This window comes from Robertmurraya beringensis (assembly GCF_042433785.1).
Classification (GTDB): Bacteria; Bacillota; Bacilli; order Bacillales; family Cytobacillaceae; genus Robertmurraya_A; species Robertmurraya_A beringensis.
This window is the reverse complement of the sequence record NZ_JBHLUU010000122.1, coordinates 22,439-46,611: the sequence shown is the minus strand read 5'-3', so window position 1 is coordinate 46,611 and position 24,173 is coordinate 22,439. Positions and strand designations below refer to the sequence as shown.

At 38.1% G+C, this 24,173-nt stretch carries 28 protein-coding genes and 1 riboswitch; of the genes, 11 read left to right on the top strand and 17 right to left on the bottom strand.

Annotation, left to right across the window (positions count from 1 at the left end; translation table 11 throughout):
• Positions 1–9 precede the first annotated feature (9 nt).
• Entirely contained in the window at positions 10–834 is an 825-nt protein-coding gene (nadE, locus tag ACFFHF_RS20150) for an NAD(+) synthase (protein WP_160547050.1), read from the bottom strand.
• A 12-nt stretch (positions 835–846) separates the two neighbouring features.
• Positions 847–2,316 carry a nicotinate phosphoribosyltransferase gene (locus ACFFHF_RS20145; protein ID WP_160547049.1) on the bottom strand — a complete coding sequence of 490 codons (1,470 nt, stop codon included), beginning with the start codon at positions 2,314–2,316 and terminating at the stop codon, positions 847–849.
• A gap of 178 nt (positions 2,317–2,494) precedes the next feature.
• Between ACFFHF_RS20145 and ACFFHF_RS20140 the strand changes: the two genes are divergently transcribed.
• Positions 2,495–2,785: a hypothetical protein gene (locus tag ACFFHF_RS20140; protein WP_160547048.1), complete on the top strand. Its 291-nt coding sequence runs from the start codon at positions 2,495–2,497 to the stop codon at positions 2,783–2,785.
• A gap of 26 nt (positions 2,786–2,811) precedes the next feature.
• The gene (gene yidC, locus ACFFHF_RS20135; protein WP_340904112.1) at positions 2,812–3,510 is read left to right on the top strand and encodes a membrane protein insertase YidC; all 699 of its coding nucleotides are present in this window, start codon (positions 2,812–2,814) and stop codon (positions 3,508–3,510) included.
• A 34-nt stretch (positions 3,511–3,544) separates the two neighbouring features.
• Here yidC and crcB (ACFFHF_RS20130) read toward each other — a convergent pair whose 3' ends face one another.
• From crcB (ACFFHF_RS20130) to ACFFHF_RS20115, 4 genes are all read right to left on the bottom strand, one after another.
• Positions 3,545–3,892: a fluoride efflux transporter CrcB gene (crcB, locus tag ACFFHF_RS20130; RefSeq protein WP_160547046.1), complete on the bottom strand. Its 348-nt coding sequence runs from the start codon at positions 3,890–3,892 to the stop codon at positions 3,545–3,547.
• Positions 3,889–4,275 (bottom strand): fluoride efflux transporter CrcB, encoded by a 387-nt coding sequence (crcB, locus tag ACFFHF_RS20125; RefSeq protein WP_160547045.1) that lies wholly within the window; start codon positions 4,273–4,275, stop codon positions 3,889–3,891. Before crcB (ACFFHF_RS20125) ends, crcB (ACFFHF_RS20130) begins: the two co-directional genes overlap by 4 nt.
• 83 nt (positions 4,276–4,358) lie before the next feature.
• Positions 4,359–4,562 (bottom strand): DUF6501 family protein, encoded by a 204-nt coding sequence (locus ACFFHF_RS20120; protein ID WP_340904115.1) that lies wholly within the window; start codon positions 4,560–4,562, stop codon positions 4,359–4,361.
• 364 nt (positions 4,563–4,926) lie between these two features.
• Entirely contained in the window at positions 4,927–5,790 is an 864-nt protein-coding gene (locus tag ACFFHF_RS20115; RefSeq protein ID WP_160547044.1) for a gamma-glutamylcyclotransferase, read from the bottom strand.
• A gap of 188 nt (positions 5,791–5,978) precedes the next feature.
• On the opposite strand from ACFFHF_RS20115, the gene sda reads away from it, so the two are divergent.
• Positions 5,979–6,113, top strand: coding sequence for a sporulation histidine kinase inhibitor Sda (gene sda / locus ACFFHF_RS20110; RefSeq protein ID WP_160547043.1), 135 nt, complete (start codon positions 5,979–5,981; stop codon positions 6,111–6,113).
• Between the two features lie 73 nt (positions 6,114–6,186).
• Here sda and ACFFHF_RS20105 read toward each other — a convergent pair whose 3' ends face one another.
• The gene (locus tag ACFFHF_RS20105; protein WP_160547042.1) at positions 6,187–6,423 is read right to left on the bottom strand and encodes a hypothetical protein; all 237 of its coding nucleotides are present in this window, start codon (positions 6,421–6,423) and stop codon (positions 6,187–6,189) included.
• Between the two features lie 166 nt (positions 6,424–6,589).
• Positions 6,590–6,694, top strand: a riboswitch (SAM riboswitch).
• Positions 6,695–6,774: 80 nt separating this feature from the next.
• Between ACFFHF_RS20105 and ACFFHF_RS20100 the strand changes: the two genes are divergently transcribed.
• The 7 genes from ACFFHF_RS20100 (at position 6,775) to ACFFHF_RS20070 (ending at position 16,879) form a co-directional block, all read left to right on the top strand.
• Positions 6,775–7,881, top strand: coding sequence for a methionine biosynthesis PLP-dependent protein (locus tag ACFFHF_RS20100; RefSeq protein WP_160547041.1), 1,107 nt, complete (start codon positions 6,775–6,777; stop codon positions 7,879–7,881).
• Between the two features lie 3 nt (positions 7,882–7,884).
• Positions 7,885–9,072, top strand: coding sequence for a cystathionine beta-lyase (gene metC / locus ACFFHF_RS20095; RefSeq protein ID WP_377058904.1), 1,188 nt, complete (start codon positions 7,885–7,887; stop codon positions 9,070–9,072).
• On the top strand, positions 9,069–10,934 hold the full coding sequence (locus ACFFHF_RS20090) for a bifunctional homocysteine S-methyltransferase/methylenetetrahydrofolate reductase (protein ID WP_377058903.1): 1,866 nt from the start codon (positions 9,069–9,071) through the stop codon (positions 10,932–10,934). The genes metC and ACFFHF_RS20090 overlap by 4 nt, the downstream gene beginning before the upstream one ends.
• Positions 10,912–14,364 carry a methionine synthase gene (gene metH / locus ACFFHF_RS20085; RefSeq protein WP_160547038.1) on the top strand — a complete coding sequence of 1,151 codons (3,453 nt, stop codon included), beginning with the start codon at positions 10,912–10,914 and terminating at the stop codon, positions 14,362–14,364. The genes ACFFHF_RS20090 and metH overlap by 23 nt, the downstream gene beginning before the upstream one ends.
• Positions 14,365–14,465: 101 nt before the next feature.
• Entirely contained in the window at positions 14,466–15,179 is a 714-nt protein-coding gene (pxpB, locus tag ACFFHF_RS20080; RefSeq protein ID WP_160547037.1) for a 5-oxoprolinase subunit PxpB, read from the top strand.
• Positions 15,160–16,134, top strand: coding sequence for a 5-oxoprolinase/urea amidolyase family protein (locus tag ACFFHF_RS20075; protein ID WP_160547036.1), 975 nt, complete (start codon positions 15,160–15,162; stop codon positions 16,132–16,134). The genes pxpB and ACFFHF_RS20075 overlap by 20 nt, the downstream gene beginning before the upstream one ends.
• Entirely contained in the window at positions 16,124–16,879 is a 756-nt protein-coding gene (locus ACFFHF_RS20070) for a 5-oxoprolinase subunit PxpA (protein WP_160547035.1), read from the top strand. The genes ACFFHF_RS20075 and ACFFHF_RS20070 overlap by 11 nt, the downstream gene beginning before the upstream one ends.
• 104 nt (positions 16,880–16,983) lie before the next feature.
• Here ACFFHF_RS20070 and ACFFHF_RS20065 read toward each other — a convergent pair whose 3' ends face one another.
• Complete coding sequence (locus tag ACFFHF_RS20065) at positions 16,984–17,256, bottom strand: late competence development ComFB family protein (protein WP_340904120.1); 273 nt, start codon at positions 17,254–17,256, stop codon at positions 16,984–16,986.
• Between the two features lie 69 nt (positions 17,257–17,325).
• Between ACFFHF_RS20065 and corA the strand changes: the two genes are divergently transcribed.
• Entirely contained in the window at positions 17,326–18,273 is a 948-nt protein-coding gene (gene corA / locus ACFFHF_RS20060) for a magnesium/cobalt transporter CorA (RefSeq protein ID WP_160547034.1), read from the top strand.
• Positions 18,274–18,309: 36 nt separating this feature from the next.
• On the opposite strand, the gene ACFFHF_RS20055 is transcribed toward corA, so the two are convergent.
• The 9 genes from ACFFHF_RS20055 to ACFFHF_RS20015 form a co-directional block, all read right to left on the bottom strand.
• Positions 18,310–18,600, bottom strand: a complete 291-nt coding sequence (locus tag ACFFHF_RS20055; protein WP_160547033.1) for a DUF1232 domain-containing protein — start codon at positions 18,598–18,600, stop codon at positions 18,310–18,312.
• Between the two features lie 24 nt (positions 18,601–18,624).
• Positions 18,625–19,011: a sporulation protein gene (locus tag ACFFHF_RS20050; protein ID WP_119708694.1), complete on the bottom strand. Its 387-nt coding sequence runs from the start codon at positions 19,009–19,011 to the stop codon at positions 18,625–18,627.
• A 273-nt stretch (positions 19,012–19,284) separates the two neighbouring features.
• Positions 19,285–20,352 carry a PAS domain S-box protein gene (locus ACFFHF_RS20045; RefSeq protein ID WP_160547032.1) on the bottom strand — a complete coding sequence of 356 codons (1,068 nt, stop codon included), beginning with the start codon at positions 20,350–20,352 and terminating at the stop codon, positions 19,285–19,287.
• Positions 20,353–20,378: 26 nt separating this feature from the next.
• Positions 20,379–20,834 carry a GAF domain-containing protein gene (locus ACFFHF_RS20040; RefSeq protein WP_160547031.1) on the bottom strand — a complete coding sequence of 152 codons (456 nt, stop codon included), beginning with the start codon at positions 20,832–20,834 and terminating at the stop codon, positions 20,379–20,381.
• Positions 20,835–20,846: 12 nt separating this feature from the next.
• Positions 20,847–21,500: a response regulator gene (locus ACFFHF_RS20035; protein ID WP_160547030.1), complete on the bottom strand. Its 654-nt coding sequence runs from the start codon at positions 21,498–21,500 to the stop codon at positions 20,847–20,849.
• 51 nt (positions 21,501–21,551) lie between these two features.
• Positions 21,552–22,199 carry an ATP-binding protein gene (locus ACFFHF_RS20030; protein ID WP_160547029.1) on the bottom strand — a complete coding sequence of 216 codons (648 nt, stop codon included), beginning with the start codon at positions 22,197–22,199 and terminating at the stop codon, positions 21,552–21,554.
• A gap of 84 nt (positions 22,200–22,283) precedes the next feature.
• On the bottom strand, positions 22,284–23,588 hold the full coding sequence (locus tag ACFFHF_RS20025) for a NarK family nitrate/nitrite MFS transporter (RefSeq protein ID WP_160547028.1): 1,305 nt from the start codon (positions 23,586–23,588) through the stop codon (positions 22,284–22,286).
• A gap of 5 nt (positions 23,589–23,593) precedes the next feature.
• Entirely contained in the window at positions 23,594–23,854 is a 261-nt protein-coding gene (locus tag ACFFHF_RS20020; protein WP_340904127.1) for a hypothetical protein, read from the bottom strand.
• A 1-nt stretch (position 23,855) separates the two neighbouring features.
• Complete coding sequence (locus ACFFHF_RS20015) at positions 23,856–24,170, bottom strand: hypothetical protein (RefSeq protein WP_377058902.1); 315 nt, start codon at positions 24,168–24,170, stop codon at positions 23,856–23,858.
• Positions 24,171–24,173 lie beyond the last annotated feature (3 nt).

Genomic DNA, 24,173 nt, shown 5'->3' with positions numbered 1-24,173 from the left:
CCCGTTTGTTTATTTCCACCAATCATCAAACATCGTTGTTGGCGGGCGACGTTTATGTTCTGTTATGAGAAATCTCTGTTCAATTTTTTCTGCTACCTCATTCGCCACTTCTTTTCCTTCAAGAAAATCATCTAGTTCTTCATATGTAATTCCTAGTTCCATTTCATCTGCTTGACCTGGCTTTTGATCTAATAAATCAGCTGTTGGGACTTTTAAATAAAGACGTTCACTTGCACCGAGTTCTTTTAGTAGCTCGCGTCCTTGTCTCTTTGAGAGTCCAGATAGTGGCAGCAAATCTGCTCCCCCATCACCATATTTTGTAAAGAATCCTGTAACAGCTTCAGCTGCGTGGTCAGTTCCAACAACCAGTAAGCCTTCCTGCCCTCCGATTGCATATTGGGCAATCATTCGCATTCTCGCTTTTACGTTCCCCTTATGATAATCACGTAACGGTTCTCCTGCTGTTTTTTGATCATATTCAAACTTTACTGCATCTACTGCTTCCTTAATATTAAAAACGAATTCCTCATCCGGCTGTATAAACTTAAGGGAGCTTTGAGCATCATCTTCATCTTGCTGAATACCGTATGGTAAACGGACAGCAATAAACTTACATTCATAGCCTTCTTGCCTTAATTCTTCCACCGCTAATTGAGATAGCCTACCAGCTAGCGTGCTGTCTTGTCCCCCACTAATCCCTAATACTAAACCTTTTGCGGTTGTTTTCTTCACGTATGCCTTTAAAAAAGCAATGCGTTCGTTCACCTCTTGGCGAGCGTCAATAGAAGGCTTCACATGTAACTCATTTATTATAAGACTTTGAATATTTCTCAACTCTTCTCCTCCTTATCTTATATTTTGAGATTTAATATTCGCCTTAACCTCTGCTATATTTCTCATTTTGTTATCCCAACATTTTTGACTCAAGTCCACTGGGTATTCCTCTGGGTTTAGCGCTCTTGTATACTCCTCCCAAAGCAGTTTGAGATTTTCTTTTGCATAATTTTGCATTTCAACCAAACTTGGTACCTCATATACTTGCTCTCCGTTAATAAAGATATCCTCGTGAAGGTCCTTTGCTGTGAAATTCGTAATGAATTTACTAATATAGGTGTGAACGGGATGAAACATTTTAATTCTAGACTCTGCTTCCGGATGTTCCTCATCCATCGTAATATAATCGCCTTCAGATTTATGGTTTTCATTATTAATAATCCGGTATACCCTCTTTAGACCAGGGGTAGATACCTTTTCAGGATTACCACTAATTTTAATTGTATCAACAAGCTCTCCATTCTCACCCTCAATGGCCACGAGCTTATAAACAGCACCTAATGCGGCTTGGTCATATGCAGTGATTAACTTTGTACCTACTCCCCACGTATCAATCATAGCTCCCTGAGCTTTTAAGTTAATGATGGTGTACTCATCAAGATCGTTTGAGGCAATAATTTTTGTCTCCGAGAAACCAGCATTATCAAGCATTTCACGAGCTTTTTTTGAGAGATACGCAAGGTCTCCACTATCGAGACGAATACCAAGAAAATTAATTTTATCACCAAGTTCCTTAGCAACCTTTATCGCATTTGGTACACCTGATCGTAGTGTGTCGTATGTATCTACTAAAAACACACAGTCCTTATGTCTACGAGCGTATTTATGAAAAGCAATATACTCATCTTTATATGCTTGGACCAAAGAGTGAGCATGGGTGCCAGCTACTGGTATGCCAAACATCTTTCCTGCACGAACATTAGAGGTAGCCTGGAAACCTCCAATATAAGCTGCTCTTGTACCCCAAATAGCCGCATCCATTTCTTGAGCCCTTCTAGTACCAAACTCCATTCCCACTCCATCACCGATCACTTGTTTAATCCTCGACGCCTTCGTTGCAATTAACGTTTGATAATTTATAATATTAAGAAGTGCCGTTTCAATTAGCTGAGCCTCTGCTAATGGAGCTTCCACTCTTAATAACGGCTCATTTCCAAAAGCAATTTCCCCTTCGACCATGGAACGAATATTCCCTGTAAAGGTTAACGTTTTTAAATAATCAAGAAAGTCTTCCTTATAATGAGCAACTTCTCTTAAATATTCAATATCGCTATCTGAAAAACGAAATCCTCTTATGTAATCAATGACTTTTTCTAAGCCTGCAAAAATAGCATAGCCATTTCCAAAAGGCAAATTTCTAAAATATAAGTCAAATACTGCTTTCTTGTTGTGTATCCCATCCTCCCAATAAGTTTCTGCCATATTGATTTGGTACAAATCCGTATGTAAGGTCAAGCTATCGTCTGGATAGTCACGTTTCATTACTAAATTCTCCTTAACTTCAAAAATGCATTTTAACTTATCATAGCGAAACTACCTTTAAATGTCACGATTTTAGGTAAATTGTCAAAATAAATCCTTATTATCTTCGAATTTGCGTATGAGTTTATGATTTACTATACTTATAAGGAGAACATTCAAAAGAAGTGAGGTGATTTCGATGGATGAGATTCTCTTTGACTTAACAAATTTTTCAACACTTTATACCATTTATGCATCTGTCGTGATCAGCTTAATCCTTCGATTGATTTGGATCTGGAATATAGAGTATCACTTTCTTGACACTGTCTGTTCCTCGACAGATCTTAGCTCGGAGAAGAATCAAATTTTCTATAATCGGGCAAATGTTCACCATCAACACCCTGCTCTCGTCTGGATATGTCGGTACATTAGACGAAAAGTAGCAGGCAGTGATGATACAGATAGTTTCTTTCCTCCTTCATCCAGATAAAACAAAGAGATATGGAGGAAAGATACATGAGTGAATTTTTTCAAACAGTATTTGTAAACACCTTTTCAACCGCCATTCATGCCATTGCAATGATTTTTAACGGCAGCTTCGGTTTATCCATTATATTTCTTACATTAATTGTCCGACTTCTACTTATGCCACTTATGCTTAAGCAGTACAAAAGTCAGCAGCAGATGAAAGAGAAAATGGAGGCACTCAAGCCTGAATTAGATACGATCCAAGCAAAAATAAAGAATACAAAAGATAGCAAAGAGCAACAAAAGCTGCAGCAAGAAATGATGGGTTTATACCAAAAACACGGAGTAAATCCGTTAGCGATGGGTTGTCTACCCATGCTCATTCAAATGCCAATTTTGATGGGGTTCTACTACGCGATTCGGGGTTCTCATGAAATTGCCACCCACTCATTTTTATGGTTCAACTTAGGTGAGTCGGATATTTGGATTACTGCAATTGCTGGTATTGTATACTATCTACAATTCAAAGTGTCTATGTCTAACATAAGTGGAGATCAACAAAAACAAATGAAGTTCATGGGTCTCCTTTCTCCAATTATGATTGTCATGTTCTCACTTAATGCACCTGCTGCTTTACCGCTCTATTGGGCAGTTGGGGGGACTTTCCTTATTATTCAAACACTAATAGGAAAAAAATTATATCAAACACCTGCACCATCACTTACAGCTAACACAGAAAAAGCATAGCTAAAAGGTCTGCTCTAATTAGAGCAGACCTTTTTTATGCGAGCATAAATCCAATTGAAGCTAGGACCATCCCTAAACCGTAGCTCAATATCAAATATACGACGAATGCTTTATGTTCTTTTGATTGCCAAAGCTGTACCAGTTCAAGTTTGAATGTAGAAAATGTAGTAAAAGCACCCATAAATCCAACCCCTAAAAAGGAGTATACGTCTCCTCTTATCCCTTTACCTACCAACAAACCTAAAAGTAATGAACCTATTGCATTTATAAACAGCGTGCCGATAGGTATGGAAACGTTTATGTACTTTTTCGCAAGTAAACCAATTATATATCTAGCATTTGCTCCTATAAACCCACCTACAGCAATTAGAATGTAATTCATTGAACAACCACCCTTCTCTGCCCGACTCGGAAGCCGCCGAATGCACAGACCAGGCCACCTATCATACTAATAAATACATAACATATGGCTAGTAGATATTGTCCCTCCTGTAAAAGCGAGCTAAGCTCTACACTTAAGGTAGAGAAAGTCGTAAAAGAACCAATTAACCCCGTCCCAATAGCAGCTGCTAAATCTTCAGGGAGTTTCTTTGATAGCAGCAGTCTTGAAGTAAACCAGCCAAGTGCAAATGCTCCTAACAAATTGGCAAGCAGTGTTCCTAAAAATGGTAACCAGCCGCCATTGATGGCTAGCATATTGTAGTAAATACTATATCTCAACACACTTCCAATGGAGCCACCAAGCCCTATGAATAATAACCTCATAACATCCACCCTATTATTTAAAAAATGACAAATAAAAGAAAATACTGTTAGCTACCATGCTAACAGTATTATGTAGTCCGATGTTAAGCTTCTTTGAAATAATCTTTGTAATAGCCGCCAACTTTCCCACTATTATCTATTATAAAGTAAAATTCTTCTGTTTCATTTTTTACTTCGTACACGTTTCCTGTTGTTAATTTATTGTCGACGATATATTTTTCAGCTTTTGTGTGAACACAAGTTACCTTTTTTATTGTTTCTGACTCAGACCATTTTAGATGAATCACTACAGTCACTCCTTTTACATTATCTATCTTATTATAGAAAGTAAGTAACTACTTAGCAACTTTTTCTAAAAACTGCTTCCTAAAAGATCTAATTCGAAAATTCCTTTTTGTCACTTTTCGGACTTGGTTTTCTTCAAAGGTGAAAAATTCGCCTGTTATTATATTTTTTAAAGTGATATAACTGATTTCACATATGGTATCTAACCTAATAAACTCTAAATAGTTGTATTGTCGATTATTATACACCAGCTCATAATAGCCATTGTCTCTATTTCCACTCATGTTCTGACCCACTTTCTTAAGTTGGTGATAGTAAGTGTTTACCACAATGGATACTCGTATTAAACCGATGTACAATAAAAAATTAACTATGGCTCGACTTTTTTAGACGATCAAGTTCCGTTAGTAAATATTGATAATAACTATCACTCAATCTTCCTTTTGCCCCTCTAAGAATTTCAGTAGAATAATGGTCTGGTGGTGACAATTCGGGCATTTTGTTATAAACATGGAATGTCAAAACATCCTTTAACGTTTCCCCATCGATGTCCACATCCACAAAGGTAGGGCGATACCATCCTCCATAAAACCCCTCTCTCACAAATAAATAATCAACCCCTTCATATGGAGTTAAGTAAACTAATCCCTCGGTTTCACCACCATCTTCCACAATATCTGCTCTTCCTCCATCACTTACTCTGAAAAGGTATTTCATAGAGTATCCCTTTAAAACGGCAGCACCGACGAGGTTTTTAAAACAGTGATCCACGCCCGCCTTTCGGAATCGCTCATCATCCATACATGATCCATACGCAAAGTAGTATACTTGTTCAGGAGGATTTTCCATGAATCTATGTAATTTCCAATCTCCATGTGTGATTTTTTCGTTCTTGCTGGATTCATCCACATTCACATACACAAGCGCACCTTTAGTGCCTTTATCCGTATGAACAGTAACATTTGTTCTGTCATACAAATTAGACTCTCTCCCCTCTTCAAAATCCTCCAATGCGTCAAGGAGAGGTAAAAGATTTTTACTAACTTCATATAACTCACCATGCACCTTACCGGAATTATTTAGTTCTAGAGTAGGATAACCGTTACCTGTATCAAAAAGCTCACCATTAACCCATGCCTGTTCAGCTATGCACGTAGCTTCCCTGATTAATCCGTGATTCGTTTCATGTTTGCGTAAAGTTCCATAAACAAAAAGTGTGATCGTATCCATCCTTCTCCCCCATCATACAAACTATTTACCATATTTTATCATGAAAAAAATCATTACGTGAAAATCCTGTAACAGAATATTAATAATTTTATGGCAAAAAATATGGAGTTTTGGGTTTTCAAATGGATTGAAACCCGATACAATTATAAAAAGCTAGAAAATTCAGTCCATTTTAAGGAGGCTTTTAAATGAAGATTATGAGTAATGAAATGTTAGTTGTCTCGTATCGGAATGCATTGAAGTCAGGTGAAAATAAAGAATGGGCGAAGTTTTTGAAGAAGGAAATTGAGAAAAGAAACTTAAAACCGACAATTAAATCGTAGGACACAACCACCGGCTTCTATAAGCTGGTGGTTTTATGTATTGTACAAAATAAAGAAGACGGGGTTTCCCCGTCTATAACTGATTGATCATATTTAAGTACAGTTGTTGCGGGGGTTGACTGGAGAGTCGTTTCTCCTTTTGAGCTGATTCATTTATTTCTCTCATTTCAAGAGGAAAATCCACGTGACCACCTACAAAATAACCTTGAAGACTCTCACCTAAAATAAATAATTCAATTCCATCTTCGGTAACAAAAAAGGTGTCTTCATTCAACATATACCGATGATGACATCTGCTTTTCGTTTGCATGAATTTCCCTCCACTTTTTGTTCTCAAACCCATTATATATTAAATGTTCTGAATATTCATATAGTAAATTTTAGGAAATTGCGAAGAATATTGTCGTAAATTTGTAAAAAAGATTGACACTTAGCAATTTACTGTAGTAAAGTTAGAAAAAATTAAATGTTTTGATTTCTTATCAAGAGAGGTCGAGGGTCTGGCCCTATGAAGCCTCAGCAACCATCAATTTTTTGAAAAGGTGCTAATTCCAGCAAGTATTTTACTTGGAAGATAAGAAGAATGGCTCATGTTGATAACAAAGTCTTCTTCTTAGAGAGAAGACTTTTTTTTATTATTAGGATGTTGGGAGAGACTAGAATGTACAAAAATGAAACTAAGGTAGCGCAGATCGGGAACAGAAGTGAAACTCAAACGGGAACAGTAAATCCACCTGTTTACTTTTCGACAGCTTATCGACACGAAGGAATTGGCCAATCAACAGGCTTTGATTATATTCGCACAGGCAATCCAACAAGAAAACTTGTAGAGGCGGCAATTGCTGATTTAGAAGGCGGTGATCAAGGATTTGCCTGTAGTTCTGGAATGGCTGCTATCACTACGATTCTTGCAATCTTTGAATCTGGTGATGAATGGATCGTATCAAGGGACTTATACGGTGGAACCTATCGAATCTTAGAACAAGGCTTTAAAAAATGGGGACTTACGAGTACGTATGTACAAACTCATGACGTAAGCATTATCGAACAAGCCATTACTGAGAAAACAAAAGCTATCTTCATTGAAACACCAACCAATCCATTGATGGAAGAAACGGATATTCAAGCGGTTGCTGAGCTAGCGAAAAAATATAATATTTTATTAATTGTCGACAATACATTTTATACTCCATTACTTCAAAGACCGATCGAGCTTGGAGCTGACATTGTCATTCATAGCGCTACCAAATACTTAGGTGGGCATAATGATGTGCTAGCTGGCTTGATCGTTGGAAAAGGAAAAGAAGTTTGTGAACAGCTTGGATTCCACCACAACTCTATTGGAGCAGTTTTAAGTCCGTTTGACTCTTGGCTCCTTATTCGTGGGATGAAGACTTTAGCGCTTAGAATGAAACAGCATGAAACAAATGCAAGAGAGCTTGCAAGCTTTTTAAAGACTCATGAAAACGTGGTAGATGTTCTTTACCCTGGCCGTGGCGGAATGCTTTCCTTCCGAATTAAAAAAGAAGAGTGGGTTAATTCATTCTTACAAAATCTCAACCTTATTACGTTTGCTGAAAGTCTTGGGGGTGTAGAAAGCTTCATTACATACCCAGCTACACAGACACATGCGGATATTCCGGAAGAAGTTCGTTTTTCAATTGGCGTTTGTAATCGCCTGCTTCGTTTCTCTGTCGGAATCGAGGACGTGGAGGATTTAATTAAAGATATTGACCAAGCTCTTACTCGTTTAAGTTCGGAGGCATAAAAAATGACAATAGAACACAATTTTTCATTTGAAACAAAACTACTTCATAATGAACATAAATATGATCCTACTAACGGTGCTGTATCCGTTCCTATTCAACATGCATCCACCTTTCATCAGCACAGCGTCGATGAGTTTGGAAAATACGACTATGGTCGAAGCGCGAATCCAACTCGTGAAGCATTTGAAACAGTCATTGCTAACCTTGAAGAAGGTACAAACGGATATGCCTTTTCATCAGGTATGGCAGCCATTTCGACTGCTTTTCTTCTTCTCTCTCAAGGAGACCATGTAGTGATTACGGAAGACGTGTATGGTGGGACATACAGAATGGTAACGGAAGTCCTTTCACGTTTTGGAATTGAGCACACTTTTGTTGATATGACAGATCTTACAGCCGTAAAACAAGCGATTCGTCCGAATACGAAGGTTTTTTATGTAGAAACACCTTCCAATCCCCTTTTAAAGGTGACAGATATTCGAGCCATCAGTGACATTGCGAAAAGTGTTGGAGCTTTAACCTTTGTTGACAATACATTTTTAACACCTGCTCTACAAAAGCCATTACTTCTTGGTGCGGATGTGGTGCTTCATAGTGCCACGAAGTTTCTTTCTGGACATAGTGATGTAGTTGCTGGTGCGATTGTTGTAAACGATTCTGACCTTGCTAAACAGATTGGATTTTTGCAAAATTCTTTTGGCGCTGTTTTAGGTGTTCAAGATGCTTGGTTAGTTTTACGAGGAATAAAGACACTATCGGTTAGGATGAATTTTTCCATAAAATCTGCCTTACAAATAGCCAACTTCCTACAGAACCATCCTTCTGTGAAAAAAGTTTACTACCCTGGACTTACTGACCATCCACAGTACGAAATACAAAAAGAACAATCAGAAGGTGCCGGAGCCGTTCTTTCGTTTGAACTTGAAAGTGAAGAAGCCGTAAAACAATTCGTTGAATTAACAGAGATTCCCGTATTTGCTGTTAGTTTAGGCGCTGTTGAATCGATCCTCTCTTACCCAGCGAAAATGTCACATGCGGCAATGCCGATTGAGCAACGCTTAAAAAGAGGAATCAGTCAAAGTCTCCTTCGCCTTTCTGTTGGATTGGAACATCCAGATGATATCATCAAGGATTTTTCTGTGGCACTTGAAACAATAGCAGCCAAAAATCAAGGAGAGATAGTAAGATGAACCTCTTAAATAAACTGAAAAAAGACATTGTCATTGGTGATGGTGCAATGGGTACCCTTCTCTACTCTTATGGAACGGACAGTTGTTTTGAAGAGTTAAACTTGTCGCATCCGGATGATATTTTAAACATTCATAAAGCCTACCTGCGTGCAGGAGCGGATGTTATTCAAACAAATACCTATGCTGCCAACTCCTTAAAACTGCAAAGATATGGACTGGAAGATTCTGTTGATAAAATTAATCGAGCTGCTGTAAAAATTGCAAAACAAGCCATTACAAATGAGAGCTTTGTTGTAGGTACGATTGGTGGGAACCGCGGAATCCGCCCGAACTCCTTCTCTATAGAGGAAATTGTCCAAAGCTTCTCACAGCAGTTACATTACCTATTGGACGAAGACATTGATGGTCTGTTACTTGAAACCTACTACGACTTTGATGAAATGGAAGCGGTCCTTCCATATGCAAGAAAGGAAACAAATTTACCTATAATTGCTCAAGTTTCCATGCAGGTCCCTGGTATTATGCAAAACCGAATGCCCATTAATGAAGCCCTCTTACGTTTAGAGAGTCTTGGTGCGGATGTAGTGGGTGTGAACTGTCGACTTGGTCCCCATCATATGCTTGAAAGCTTGGAACAAGTTGAATTACCTAAAACAGCACTTTTATCCGCTTACCCAAATGCTAGTCTTCCTACGTATACTGATGGAAAATTCCATTATGAAGGAGATGCAGATTATTTCCGAAAAAGCGCACTGGAATTCAGAGCTCAAGGTGTTCGTCTTTTAGGAGGATGCTGTGGTACGACTCCAGCTCATATTGCGGCCTTTGCTTCAGAGCTAAAAGGGACTTTACCGGTGACGGAAAAGCAAGTGGAAGTAAAAAAAGAAGTGGTTCAAGTGAAACCTGTACAACCAAAGCGTACAGAACGTCCTCTCCAGGATATTGTTAAAGAAAGATCATCCGTCATTGTAGAATTGGACCCACCTCGTAAGCTGAACACAAAGAAATTTTTTGAAGGAGCACAAGCACTTAAGGAAGCTGGTGTTGATGCTATTACATTAGCTGATAATTCCCTAGCATCTCCAAGAATCTGTAATACAAGCTTGGCTCAATTGACAAAAACAAATATTGGCTTACGACCACTTGTTCACATTACTTGTCGTGATCGAAATATTATTGGTCTTCAATCTCATCTTATGGGCCTTCATACCCTAGGATTACATGATATATTAGCTATTACAGGCGACCCTGCCCGTGTCGGTGATTTTCCGGGTGCGTCATCTGTATATGATGTATCTTCATTTGAACTCATTAGCATGATTAAGCAGTTTAATGAAGGTCTGTCCCCTACTGGCAAGGATTTAGGGGAAAAAGGGGTATTTTCAGTTGCTGCCGCATTTAATCCAAATGTAAAATATATTGATAAAGCTGTTTTACGACTGGAAAAGAAAGCAAAGTACGGAGCAGATTACTTCATCACTCAACCAGTGTATTCAGAGGGAAAACTGATAGAGATTTACAATGCAACTAGGCATATTTCTCAACCTATTTACATTGGGTTAATGCCACTAACATCGAGTAAAAATGCGGAGTTTCTTCATAACGAAGTACCTGGAATAAAAATTTCTGATTCTATTAGAGAGCTAATGGCTTCTTTAAAAGATGATCCTGTTCAGTCAGCTAAGGAAGGAATTTCAATTACTAAGTCATTGATTGACGCAGCTTCTGAATTGTTTAATGGAATTTATTTAATTACTCCTTTTATGCGCTATGAATTGACCGCACAGCTCGCTACCTATACAAATACGATAAACAGCCAAGTGTTAAGGAGGAAGCTGAATGCAAACAGCATCGTTAAATGAACAACTAAATAAACGAATTCTCATCATGGATGGTGCGATGGGTACGATGCTCCAACAAGAAGCATTAACAGCTAAGGATTTTGGTGGAGAGGAGTATGAGGGTTGTAATGAAATTTTGAACCTCACCGCTCCAAATGTGATTGAAAAAATTCACCTAGAGTACCTACGTGCAGGAGCCGATATTATAGAAACCAATACATTCGGTGCAACTAGTCTAGTATTGGATGAATACGATTTAGGTTCTAAAGCGTATGAAATAAATGTGGTCGCTGCCAAGCTAGCCAAAAAAGCAAAGGATCAAATTTCTACACCTGAGTGGCCACGCTTTGTCGCAGGTTCCCTTGGTCCTACAACCAAAACATTAAGTGTAACAGGCGGAACAACCTTTTCTGCTTTAGTTGAAACATATGAGGAGCAGGTACTCGGTCTTCTTGATGGGGATGTTGATTTACTACTTCTAGAAACTAGTCAGGACTTGTTAAATGTAAAAGCTGGATTTTTAGGAATACAGAGAGCCTTTGACCTTCGAAACAAAAAACTCCCTATTATGATTTCTGGGACGATAGAACCGATGGGAACAACGCTTGCTGGTCAATCCATTGAAGCCTTTTATATTTCCATTCAACATATGAACCCTATAGCAGTTGGACTAAATTGTGCAACAGGACCAGAGTTCATGCAGGATCATATTCGTTCCCTTTCCTCCCTATCAAACTCTGCAATCAGTTGTTATCCTAACGCTGGTTTACCTGATGAAGAAGGTCATTATCATGAAACACCTGATTTGCTAGCAAAAAAGCTTGGTAACTTTGCTGCTGAAGGCTGGATTAATATTGTTGGTGGTTGCTGTGGAACAACGCCTGAACATATTAAAGCTATTTCTGATGAGATGAAGAAATACAAGCCTCGCCAACGAATTGAGAACCATGCCCACATGGTTTCAGGCATTGAGCCATTTGTATACGATGATCCAACTTTACGACCAATCATGGTTGGGGAACGAACAAATGTTATCGGGTCAAGAAAGTTTAAAAGATTGATTAGCGAAGGAAAGATTGAGGAAGCTTCAGAAATTGCACGTGCTCAAGTGAAAAACGGTGCTCACGTTATCGACATCTGCTTGGCAGATCCCGACCGAGACGAAATCGTTGATATGGAGAACTTTATTCAGGAAGTTGTTAAAAAGGTAAAGGTTCCTTTAGTTATCGATTCAACGGATGATAACGTTCTAGAGAAGGCACTTAGTTATTCTCAAGGAAAGGCTATTATCAACTCCATTAACCTTGAAGATGGAGAAGAAAAATTTGAATCGGTTTCTAAGCTCATTCACAAATACGGTGCTGCAATTGTTGTCGGGACCATTGATGAAAAAGGAATGGGTGTCACTGCCGAGAAAAAACTAGAGGTAGCGAAAAGATCTTATGATCTACTAGTGAATAAATATGGTGTTCCTCCTCAGGATATAATTTTTGATCCACTTGTCTTCCCTGTTGGTACTGGAGATGAACAATATATTGGATCTGCAAAAGCAACCGTTGACGGAATCCGAATGATTAAAGAGACGATGCCTGAAACTCAAACAATATTGGGGATCAGTAATGTATCCTTCGGTCTTCCACCTGTCGGACGTGAAGTGTTGAACTCTGTATTCCTGTATCACTGTACGGTTGCTGGATTGGATTACGCGATCGTAAATACAGAAAAACTCGAACGTTTTGCAAGTATTCCACCTGAGGAAGTAAAATTGGCAGAAGATCTTCTTTTCCATACTAACGATGAAACATTAGCTGTTTTCACAGATTTTTACCGAGAAAAGAAAAAAGAAGCTAAGAGCACACTACCTGATATGACATTAGAGGAGCGACTCGCTTACTATATTGTTGAGGGTACAAAAGAAGGGTTAATCCCTGACTTAGAACTAGCTTTATCCACCTACCCTACCCCACTTGACATCATTAACGGTCCATTAATGGATGGTATGAAAGAAGTAGGTCGTCTATTCAATGACAATCAATTGATCGTAGCAGAGGTACTCCAAAGTGCAGAAGTAATGAAAGCCTCCGTTTCCTTCTTAGAACCACATATGGAAGCAGGAGATACCTCTTCATCAAAAGGAAAAGTAATTCTTGCTACTGTAAAAGGCGATGTTCATGATATCGGTAAAAACTTGGTGGATATTATATTAAGCAATAACGGATATGATGTGGTTGATTTAGGTATAAAAGTTACCCCAACTACATTAATCGAATCCATTAAAAAGGAAAATCCCGACATTGTTGGATTATCAGGGTTATTAGTAAAGTCCGCTCAACAAATGGTTCTAACTGCTCAGGACATGAAACAAGCAGGAATAGATATTCCGATTTTAGTTGGTGGTGCAGCATTATCAAGAAAATTCACTGACACAAAAATTTCTAAAGAGTACGATGGTTTAGTATTGTACGCTAAAGATGCAATGAATGGTTTAAGTCTTGCCAACCAGCTTCAAGATGAAGAAGAGCTGAAAAAGTTAGAGATCGAACATGCAGAAAAACAAGAGCGTTTAGCTAGTACAATCACTGATACTAGTTCTTCAACAGCGACAGCTACTGCCGTTAAGGTTCGCTCAAAAACCAAACAAGATTTTATCATTCAAGTTCCAAAGGACGTTAAAAGACATATTTTACGACAATATTCCCTTGCCCATATTGAGCCATATATTAATGAACAAATGCTTATTGGTCATCATTTAGGGGTTAAAGGAACAATCGAAAAACTATTAGCAGCTCAAGATGAAAAAGCTTGGAAAGTAAAAAATGTAGTTGATGAGCTTAAAGCAGAAGCCAAGCAAAAGGGTTGGATTAAACCCCAAGCAGTTTATCAATTTTATCCTGCTCAATCAAAAGATGAGAGTATTTATATCTATAATCCTGAAAATTATTCAGAAATTATTGAAACCTTTACATTCCCTCGTCAGGAATCAGAACCACATTTGTGCTTAGCAGATTATGTTAAATCTGTTGACTCTGGTGAAATGGATTATGTCGGTTTCTTTGCAGTAACTGCTGGCACAGGGATTCGTCAGGCTGCTGAAGAATTAAAAAAGGCTGGTAAGTTCTTGGAAAACCACGCTCTTCAAGCTTTAGCGTTAGAAACTGCTGAAGGATTTGCAGAGTTTATTCATCGCCTCATGCGTGACCAATGGGGATTCCCAGATCCGGTTAGTATGACGATGAAAGATCGATTCTCGGCTAAATATACAGGTCAACGTTTTTCCTTTGGATACCCAGCTTGTCCAGATCTTGAAGATCAAGCAAGGCTATTCTCGCTTCTGAAGCCTGAGGAAATAGGCATTCAATTAACAGAAGGTTTTATGATGGAGCCTGAAGCTTCTGTTACAGCCATGGTATTTTCACATCCGGAAGCCCGTTACTTCAATGTTTTAAGGTAATCGCAAAAAGTGTTTAGCCTAACAAGCTAAACACTTTTTTATGTTTTTTTTCCTATTTTTCTACTACAATAAAAGTAATGACGAAAAGAATAGGTGATTCGATGGATTTTTCAATTACTCCTTTAGGTGATATGGCACTAATGATCGAATTCCATGCAACAGGGTTAAGTGATAGCGCAAATGAATTCGTCCACTCCGCGTATCATTTACTCTTAAAACAGACAGTACCAGGAATGATCGCTTTAGTTCCTGCGTACACAAGCTTAACGCTTCATTATGAACCTTCTTTCATAAAATCAGATTATCCATATCAGCACATGAAAATGATTATTCAAGAATTACTGAGAAAAGGTATTAAAACCGACACTGGACATGGAAATTGTTTTCTTATCCCAGTATGCTATGAACCTCCTTTTTCTTTGGATTTAACAGAGGTTGCGCAAGTTCACCACCTAACCGAGGAAGAAGTCATACATTTTCATACAAAGCAAATCTATCAAGTTAGCTTTCTCGGCTTTTCTCCAGGATTCCCTTTTTTAAGTGGGCTATCTAAAGCAATCGCTACGCCGAGAAAAGAAAATCCAAGAACACTAGTGAAAGCTGGCTCTGTTGGAATTGCTGGTGAACAAACGGGAATTTACCCGACCGATAGTCCTGGGGGTTGGCAAATTATTGGTCAGACTCCGATTCGAATTTATGATCCTGAAAAGAAGGAGCCTACATTATTTGCTCCAGGAGATATGATCCGTTTTTATCCGATAACAGCTAAGCAGTATGACCAACTGGAGGTATCACATGAGTATAACTGTCCTTAAGCCTGGTCTCCTCACAACCATTCAAGATCTAGGTCGGTTCCACTATCAAGCCAAGGGGTTTGGCACTTCAGGAGCGCTAGACCTCTACTCTCATCGTCTTGCTAATTGGCTTGTGGGCAATGAAGAAAACGAAGCAACGATTGAAATCACCCTTATTGGTCCTACTCTACTGTTTCAATGTTCAGCAGTCATTTCAATATGTGGTGCAGACCTATCCCCTACTTTAAATGGTATTAAAATAGATAACGGAAGAACTCTTCAGGTTTCAAATGGAGATATTCTCTCATTTTCTACTATTCGAAACGGTAGTCGGGCGTATCTTGCTGTAAGTGGAGGTATCCATTCACCTTCCAAATTCGGGAGTAGAAGTACAGATATCAGGTCAAAAATCGGAGGACAATATGGGAGACCCTTAAAAGCTAAAGATCGATTATTGATTCCATCAAGTTATTTATTACATCGTATCCAATGGAAGCTCTCCCCTGAATTACATAATCATGTGACGGAAAATAGAAAAGTACGATTTACAAAAGGAAAGCAATTCGACCTATTTACTAACAGTAGTCACCAAGCGTTTATCTCGTCTGACTATCAAATCAATAAAGATTCAAATCGAATGGGAATCCGACTAAATGGACCTCCTCTTCAATTACAAACAAAGAAGGAGCTTATTACTGAAGGAGTGGCACACGGATCTGTTCAAGTTCCTCCAAACGGGCAACCTATCATCCTTCTATCTGATAGACAAACAACTGGAGGGTACCCGAAAATAGCACAAATCGCATCCGCAGACCTCCCTTACCTAGCACAAAAAAAACCAGGAGAAATGGTAAGTTTTGAAGAGATCACCTTACAAGAATCCCAAAAATTATATGGTAGGATGAATCATCTTATGCGGGTTCAAAAGACCATCATTAAAGAAGGATTAAAAGGAGTGATTCAACATGGAAGTTGATCTGAATTGTGATTTAGGCGAAAGCTTTGGTGTATATAAGCTTGGAAATGACCAAGAAATGATGAAATATATCACTTCGGCTAATATCGCTTGCGGTTTTCATGCAGGCGACCCAATTACTATGAGAGAAGCTGTTTTATTATCCTTAACGAATGGGGTATCTATAGGAGCGCACCCAGGCTTAGCTGATTTAAGAGGATTTGGTCGGAGAAATATACAAATCTCTCCAAAGGATGCCTATCATGATGTTATATATCAAATCGGTGCATTAGATGCATTTGTCAAATCCGAGGGTGGTGTATTACGACATGTAAAACCTCATGGGGCCTTATATAATTTATGCGCTGAGGATGCGACACTCTCTGAGGCTGTTGTAGAAGCTGTCTACCGGGTGAATCCTGACTTATACTTGTATGGATTAAGCGGAAGTAAATTAATTGAAGCAGGAAGAAAATTGGGTCTTAAAACCGTGAATGAGGTGTTTGCCGACCGAGCATACTTGGAAAACGGTACACTTGCTCCAAGGCATATGGAAGGTGCCGTCATTAGCGACGAAAATACATCCATACATCAAGTGCTTCAGCTTGTTCTTGAAAAGAGGGTAAAAACCATTACAGGGAGTGAGATTCCACTACAGGCAGACTCTATTTGCTTACATGGTGACGGGAACAAAGCCGTTGAAATGGCAAAAATAATCTCTTCCACGCTTAAAAACAAAGGAGTAATTTTAAAACCCTTCTTATAACAAAAAAGAAGCGCAATTTATCCGTGCGCTTCCTTACTCTGCAAGTGATTCCTTTAGGAAAAGCATCTCTTCCTCCGTTTTAGCGATCTTCAACAATTGTGTGTTTAGTGTTTCGGATACTTTCCAACAACGTGAATGGCTGAGATAATTTTTTTATTAATCCATTTTCGATTCTCTATTGTGTTAAGTGTTTCATATACCATTTTTCTACCTTCCTCTGTTGTTACATAGTGACTAGGGAGGTTGTTTAAACTAAGTGCGATAACATCATTTCTACATTTATCACATTTACAAAATGTTTGATAATCAGGTCCAACCATACACATGGTGACTAAGGCGATTACAATTTCCTCCATAACATTAACATAATTTTTCATTCGTCCACTCCGCCTTATTAAAGAAAAATTGCCAAACTCTATAGATACTTATTGTAACAGGAGATTCCTATGATTCGTATGATTGGCATTACAAAAGATTTTACCATAAAAGATATTAGTTTCCGTCATTTTAATCCTAACGAATGGATTTGGTATTGGATTGATTTCAATCAGCCAAGTGAGGAAGAAACGATTTATTTACAGGACCCTTTGCAATTTCATCCCCTCGCTATTGAAGATTGTGTTAATAAGCTTCAGCGACCTAAGCTGGACTATTATGATCAGCATACCTTTTATGTTACCCATCGCTTAGGTGAGGGAAGCCTAGAAAAGGAAGAAATTAATTTTTTTGTTGAAAAGCAATTTATAGTTACCTATCACCATTTACCGTCACCAGAGATTGATCAGGTTTGGGAGCAATTAATTCATTCACGCAAGATCAAGGACTGGAATCCTTATTTAGTGTTCTACTATGTGCTCGATAAGATTGTTGACAATTATTTCTCCTTTTTATATGAGATTGAAGATACTTTAAATGACATAGAAGACAATTCGAATCATTTATCAATGGAGAAACTGCTTGATCAGTTGTTTGAGACAAGACACGATTTATTAAGCCTACGACATACGATTATTCCCATGCGAGATCTTCTTTACCGAATGTTAAACTCGCACAGACTAGAAACCATTCAAGGGAAAAAAGAGTATTTTGCAGATATATATGATCACTTGCTGAAACTATCTGAAATGATTGATGCAAACCGGGAAATCACTGCTGATATACGCGATAGCTATATTTCATATAACTCCCACCAAACCAATCGAGTAATGAAGGTACTTACAGTTATTACAACTATTTTCATGCCACTTACCTTTATCGCAGGGATATATGGAATGAATTTTGAACATATGCCAGAACTCAGGTGGGAATACGGATACTTTCTTATACTTTTCATTATGCTTATCATTGGGGGAGGTATGTATATTTGGTTTAAACGGAAGGGTTGGTTTCGATAAATGGTAAATTCCCCAGTTGTAGCTGGGGAATTTGTTTTAGATGATTTTTTTATCATTTAGATTGTATTTTTCTTGTAACCATGGAGGAGCCGTTTTGACTAGTCTTTGTAGGATGAAGGTTGTGAATAATAAATCATCCGTAAACCCAAAAATGGCAAATATATCTGGAATCACATCCATTGGCAATAAGAGATAACCAATAATAAGTGCTATTGGCCAGGCCTTATGTTTGAATGATATATCTCGTGAAAAATAAAACTCTCTAATGAAGGGTAAGAATCTCCAAAATTTGACCACAAATGCTACTCTTCTCCAAGCTTTTTTCATACTCGATTCCCCTTCCTAAAGCTCTTACTGGATATGAATTAGATCTTGATCCTCACTTTTTACTCCTGCATCAAATATCATCTTAGTTTTAAATCGATACTTGATCGTTGAAGAAGATTTTTCAAGTTTATCTGGTAAGGTAAATCTGAAATTTAATTGATTTTGTTCTTGAGATTCAATCATTTGTGTAGTATAAATCGTTGAGCTCTCAATGATTACCTCTTGGTTTTCCTCTTCATTCTTCATCACTAAATCACATTCAATTCTTTTTAACTGCTGCTCAATCGTTCCTCCTTGAATATGAAAATGTCCAGTGACACACTCCCCTGGTTGAAACTTTGTATGATCCAGCTTTAAGTCTATCGTAGCTGATCCAATTCCTAATAATGACATATACTTTCTCAAAATCATCGTTTTCCAATCCCCTCAATATTTTTTAGTTACCCTTATCCTTATCCTATTATCAATAAAATAAAAATGGACCTTACCTTGGAGGTAAAGACCATAAATAAAGACCTTTACCATTTGGTAAAGGTCTTGCTAACAACAGAAATATGTGTTGCCAACAAAGCCGAGAGTTTCCTCTGAAGTGACGACTCTGCTGTAAAAGCTACTCCCCTTTAGGAGATATTATAAAATTTATATACTAATTTTATGTTATTTTCCTTAATTTTGTCAATCTTTTTATAATGGAATTTCTAAAACAATCTTTGTCCCTTTACCAGGAGAGGAATGAATATGAACTTCCCCTTTTACCGCACGGGCACGTTCCTCCATACTAAATAATCCAACTCCCCTAGTAACGTTTGAAGGATCAAATCCTTGTCCATTATCTTCAATAATCACTCGAACCTCTTGCTCTATCTCCCGAATAATAATGGAAACTTGCTCCGCATTTGCATATTTTTGAATATTGATCAATGCTTCCTGAAGAATACGATAAATAGTAATTTCCTTATTCGATGAAAGCCGCTGTTGTAAAAAGCAATCAAATTGAACATCAATCTGGTAATTCTCTGAAAAACGAGTTAAATAGGAACGAATGGCAGGTAATAGACCAAGGTCATCGAGCACAGACGGTCTTAATTCTTGGGATATTTTTCTGACTTCTTCAATAAGTTCGGTTGCTTCTTTTTGAAGTATATCAAGTAAGGGGTGCTCTAGTTGCGATTGTAAAATATTTATTGAAATTAAATGACTATACAGATTTTGCCCGATCCCATCATGAAGATTTCTTGAGAGCCTTTTTCTTTCGTCTTCTTGTACCTCGATGATCTTTGTCATCATACTTTGTAACTCTTCTTCTACTTTTTTTCTTTCTGTGACCTCATGACGGATTGCTAAATACTGATACGGCTTTCCATTTGCACCTAGAAATGGAACAATGGTCGTGTCTACCCAATAATATGTACCATCTTTTGCACGATTTTTTATTTCTCCATTCCATACTTCACCAGATGATATGGTTTTCCATAGGTCTTTAAAGAAGGACTTCGGATGAAAGCCTGAATTAATAATTCGATGATCTGAACCGATCAGTTCTTCCCTAGAGTACTTAGAAATTAGAGAAAACTTATCATTTACATACGTAATACGACCTTTAGCATCTGTAATTGCTACGATAGATGAGGAGTCTAGTGCAAATTTGAAATCCGTTAATTCTTGAACAGATTTTTGTAGTTCTTCAGATAGTTCATTAAGAGGATTAGGTGAGTGATGATTTTCGGTGATGATCCTCGATTGATCCTTCAACTCTATAGCCTCCCTCTAGAATTCTTTCACAACTTTTCCATTGTTAGAAATTTTATAAGATCGTTTGCAGCTTTTTCAACTAACTTTTTTTCATCGTCACTGATGCATGTTTCCGACCTAAATCCTACAAGCAATACACCTTTAGGTATGCCATTGATTAGTATAGGTAAAGCATAAGCATAAATCAGTTTTTCTGCTAACAGGATAGGATACTCTAAAGCTTTTCCTAGTATATTCTGTGGAAAATATTTTATCTCCATGGGTCTTCCGGTAGATAGCACCCTACCGGCAATTCCTTTCCCATACCTTAAGGTGATTCTTTCATATTTATCATTGCTATTCCCGGAAGCAAATTTCCAGCCAATATTCGGTCCTTTGCTCTCTTGAAAAGCTAAACCAACAAAGTCACATTCAATCGTTTCTTGAAGCTGTTCGCAAGCCTGTTTCATGTATGTCTGATTGTACAAGTTATCCATATCCATTGAATACATCCTTTACATTCCATAGCCTAGCAAGCCTTTTTTAAGTGCAAATGCAACTAGTTCAGGTCTAGTTTTCATCTGGAGCTTTTCCATAAGATTTCCTTTATGTGTTTCAACTGTTTTAACAGAAATGGTCAATTTTTCTGCAATTTCTTTATTGGCATAACCCTTTGCAATTAAAGTTAATACTTCTCTTTCTCTATCAGAAAGAAGACTAAATGTATCATGATTCCCTTGTTTTGCGCTGTCGATATACTCTTCCATTAGCCTTTTCGTGGCCGATGGATGTAAGTACGCATCACCTTTTGCAACCATTTTTATGGCTCCTAACAATTCATCATGTGGTGCGCTTTTCAAAATACATCCTGAAGCACCCGCTTGAATCGCCCGAAATAAATACTCTTCATCATCATGCATCGTTAAAATAAGGATTTGTACGTTTGGCAGAAGCTTTTTTAGCTCTGATGTCGCTGATAGCCCATCCTTGCCGTGTGGCATGCTTAAGTCCATTACGACAACATCTGGCTTTAGCTCTTGGGCTAACTGAATCCCTTCGTTTCCCTCAGATGCCTCTCCTACCACTTCCATTTCTCGATGGTTGCTTAAAAGCATTTTTAATCCCATTCTAACGACAGCATGATCATCACATAAAATTATTTTAATCAAGGTAAGCCCCCCCCCATGACTTCTTAAAAGGATCATCCTTATATCCTTTTATTATAGCGGTAAAAGAACATCAATTGTAGTCCCTACCCCTATTTCAGAAGTTATCACGCATTGGCCCCCAATTAAATTTATACGCTCTTGCATTGCAGCTAATCCACTTGAACGCTGCATTTCATTTTCAACATTAAAACCTTTTCCATTGTCCTTTATTGTCATTTTTAATTTTTCTTCTCCAAATGAGAAATCGAGCTGCACAAAATGCGTGTCCGCATATTTTGCTACATTCCCTAACGCCTCTTGACATACTCGAAAAAGGGATATTTTATGCGGTTCTGCCAAATTCGGCTCCTCTCCCTCAATATCGAGGTCGACTAATATTCCGTAGGTTGACGTAAACATCCGTAAATAGCTTTTCATTGCTGGTACTAACCCAAGTGTTGTTAACGTAGGAGGATGAAGCTCTACTGACAAAAGTCGAACTTCCTGTATTGTTTTTTCAAGTAATTCACTCATTTCATTCACATATGATTTCAGATTTGAACTGTTTAAGGTCTGTTCAATAAATTGAAGCCCAGTATACATACTATAGAGGGTTTGCCCAACACCTTCATGAAGCTCAAGTGCAATACGTTTAATTTCTTCTTCTTGTGATTGGATAATGTATGAGCTAATTTGATTTTTCGTCGGTGAATTTTTCATTAGGTACTTCCCCCTAACCTATAAATATAGATAGACACATACCCCATCATTGTATGAAAACAAACGATGGGGCATATGCCTTGATTATGCTACATTTTTCGAAGGTGTTGTGCTTACAGAAGAACGTTGATAGTAGAACCAGTTTAATGCAATGGATATCACATAAAACGCGATAAAGAAATAAAACGCATTTACTGGTGTTCCAAACTGATTAACTGACCAACCGAAAAGTTTTGGTATAAAGAATGAACCATAGGCTGCAAATGCAGCAGTAAATCCTAGTACTGGAGCTGCTTCTTTTACAGGAAAGATATCTGGAATCATCTGGAATGTCGAACCAGAACCTAAACCAGCAGCAATAAATAGAATAAGGAACGATGCTAGGAATCCTGTAAACATTTTATCGTTTGTAAAGTAGATAACTCCTGAAGCCCCAATTGCCATAACTACAAGAACCCAAGCAGTGACAAGAGCTCCACCTAATTTATCGGAAATCCAGCCACCAACAGGTCTTGCGGCTGCTGCTAAAAATGCTCCTAGAAATGCTAAACCAACATGTTCTGGAAATTGAGATTTTAGTAGTAAAGGAAATGCTGCAGAATACCCGATAAAGGAACCGAAAGTAGCAACATATAAAACCGTCATAATCCAAGTGTGCTTACGCTTAACGATAATAAATTGATCCTTTACTGATTGAGTTGCCGTTGGAATATTATCCATCCCAAACCAAGCAGCAACCGTTAAAATCGCAATCGGAATGACCCAAATGAAAGCTGCATTTTGAATCCAAACACTTTCCCCAGTTGGCAATGTTTGACTTCCACCTATTAAAGCGAATGTTCCAGATGCAATAATGAGAGGAGTCACGAATTGAACAACTGATACACCCATATTTCCTAGTCCACCGTTAATACCAAGTGCAGTTCCTTTTTCTTTTTTCGGGAAAAAGAAACTCATATTCGCTGAAGAAGAGGAGAAGTTACCACCACCAAGTCCACATAAAGCAGCAAGGATGAGCATTGTGGTATATGGTGTGTCAGGATTTTGTACAGCAAATCCAATACCAACTGCGGGTATAGCTAGTATAGCCGTAGAAAATACGGTCCAGTTTCTTCCTCCAAACTTACCTACTGCGAACGTATAAACAAATCTGAGAGTTGCACCCACTAGTCCAGGCATAGCAGCAAGAGTAAACAGCTGTTCAGGGGTGAAATTAAATCCTACATCATTTAAGCGTACTGCCACAACCGACCATATTTGCCATACAACAAATGCCATCATTAACGATGGAACGGAGATTAATAAGTTTCTTTTGGCGTGTCTTTTACCTTCTTTTTTCCAGAACTGTTCATCTTCCGGATTCCAATGAGTGATTCTACCTTTACTCATGTTTATCAAACCTTTCTAATTACATAATATAGTTTACTAGCTTCATCAAACGCTACCCATTCCTTTTCACTAACCGTGACTTGAGAAGTTCTAGGAATAGCAAAGAAATTTTTGTCATCAAAGTAGATTCTCACATGTGTTTCGTCAGGGCATATTCCCACTTTAACTAATGATTTTCTTATAAATGGTGCTGCCTGTTCTTCTCCAGCATAATCTTGGATAGAAAGTTCAACCGTTTGATTGACAAAGATTTTTAGATCCTCCATATTAATGCCCTGCACAGCTGCTCCCACATCCTTTCCCATTAGGATAAACAAACATTTTAAAACCTTGGAGATAACACCAGAACTCATCTTGTGCGTGTGTCTCGATATGCTCTATGACTTCTTCCTCTGACTGAAATCGAGTCATTCCTTTGATCTCTGCAACAACGACATCTGCTCCATCAGCTACTTTTTCATCCAGATACCAATTCACACGCATTCCTTTAAACAATTCAGTTAACAATTGATCAATGAGATTAGAGAATTCTCCAGCATGCTCTCTTACAAAACAGAAGTCTAAGTAGGTTTCAGAATTCATTGG

Coding starts and splice junctions, on each gene's coding strand:
- sda (WP_160547043.1), top strand. CDS start 5,979: ATGAAGATTATGAGTAATGAAATGTTAGTTGTCTCGTATCGGAATGCA.
- ACFFHF_RS20055 (WP_160547033.1), bottom strand. CDS start 18,600: ATGAAAAAAGCTTGGAGAAGAGTAGCATTTGTGGTCAAATTTTGGAGA.
- pxpB (WP_160547037.1), top strand. CDS start 14,466: ATGGATTTTTCAATTACTCCTTTAGGTGATATGGCACTAATGATCGAA.
- ACFFHF_RS20065 (WP_340904120.1), bottom strand. CDS start 17,256: ATGAAAAATTATGTTAATGTTATGGAGGAAATTGTAATCGCCTTAGTC.
- yidC (WP_340904112.1), top strand. CDS start 2,812: ATGAGTGAATTTTTTCAAACAGTATTTGTAAACACCTTTTCAACCGCC.
- ACFFHF_RS20070 (WP_160547035.1), top strand. CDS start 16,124: ATGGAAGTTGATCTGAATTGTGATTTAGGCGAAAGCTTTGGTGTATAT.
- ACFFHF_RS20090 (WP_377058903.1), top strand. CDS start 9,069: ATGAACCTCTTAAATAAACTGAAAAAAGACATTGTCATTGGTGATGGT.
- crcB (WP_160547045.1), bottom strand. CDS start 4,275: ATGAGGTTATTATTCATAGGGCTTGGTGGCTCCATTGGAAGTGTGTTG.
- ACFFHF_RS20075 (WP_160547036.1), top strand. CDS start 15,160: ATGAGTATAACTGTCCTTAAGCCTGGTCTCCTCACAACCATTCAAGAT.
- ACFFHF_RS20140 (WP_160547048.1), top strand. CDS start 2,495: ATGGATGAGATTCTCTTTGACTTAACAAATTTTTCAACACTTTATACC.
- ACFFHF_RS20105 (WP_160547042.1), bottom strand. CDS start 6,423: ATGCAAACGAAAAGCAGATGTCATCATCGGTATATGTTGAATGAAGAC.
- ACFFHF_RS20040 (WP_160547031.1), bottom strand. CDS start 20,834: ATGGATATGGATAACTTGTACAATCAGACATACATGAAACAGGCTTGC.
- ACFFHF_RS20015 (WP_377058902.1), bottom strand. CDS start 24,170: ATGAATTCTGAAACCTACTTAGACTTCTGTTTTGTAAGAGAGCATGCT.
- ACFFHF_RS20020 (WP_340904127.1), bottom strand. CDS start 23,854: ATGGAGGATCTAAAAATCTTTGTCAATCAAACGGTTGAACTTTCTATC.
- ACFFHF_RS20145 (WP_160547049.1), bottom strand. CDS start 2,316: ATGAAACGTGACTATCCAGACGATAGCTTGACCTTACATACGGATTTG.
- crcB (WP_160547046.1), bottom strand. CDS start 3,892: ATGAATTACATTCTAATTGCTGTAGGTGGGTTTATAGGAGCAAATGCT.
- metH (WP_160547038.1), top strand. CDS start 10,912: ATGCAAACAGCATCGTTAAATGAACAACTAAATAAACGAATTCTCATC.
- ACFFHF_RS20025 (WP_160547028.1), bottom strand. CDS start 23,588: ATGAGTAAAGGTAGAATCACTCATTGGAATCCGGAAGATGAACAGTTC.
- metC (WP_377058904.1), top strand. CDS start 7,885: ATGACAATAGAACACAATTTTTCATTTGAAACAAAACTACTTCATAAT.
- ACFFHF_RS20050 (WP_119708694.1), bottom strand. CDS start 19,011: ATGATTTTGAGAAAGTATATGTCATTATTAGGAATTGGATCAGCTACG.
- ACFFHF_RS20115 (WP_160547044.1), bottom strand. CDS start 5,790: ATGGATACGATCACACTTTTTGTTTATGGAACTTTACGCAAACATGAA.
- ACFFHF_RS20030 (WP_160547029.1), bottom strand. CDS start 22,199: ATGAAAAATTCACCGACGAAAAATCAAATTAGCTCATACATTATCCAA.
- ACFFHF_RS20100 (WP_160547041.1), top strand. CDS start 6,775: ATGTACAAAAATGAAACTAAGGTAGCGCAGATCGGGAACAGAAGTGAA.
- corA (WP_160547034.1), top strand. CDS start 17,326: ATGATTCGTATGATTGGCATTACAAAAGATTTTACCATAAAAGATATT.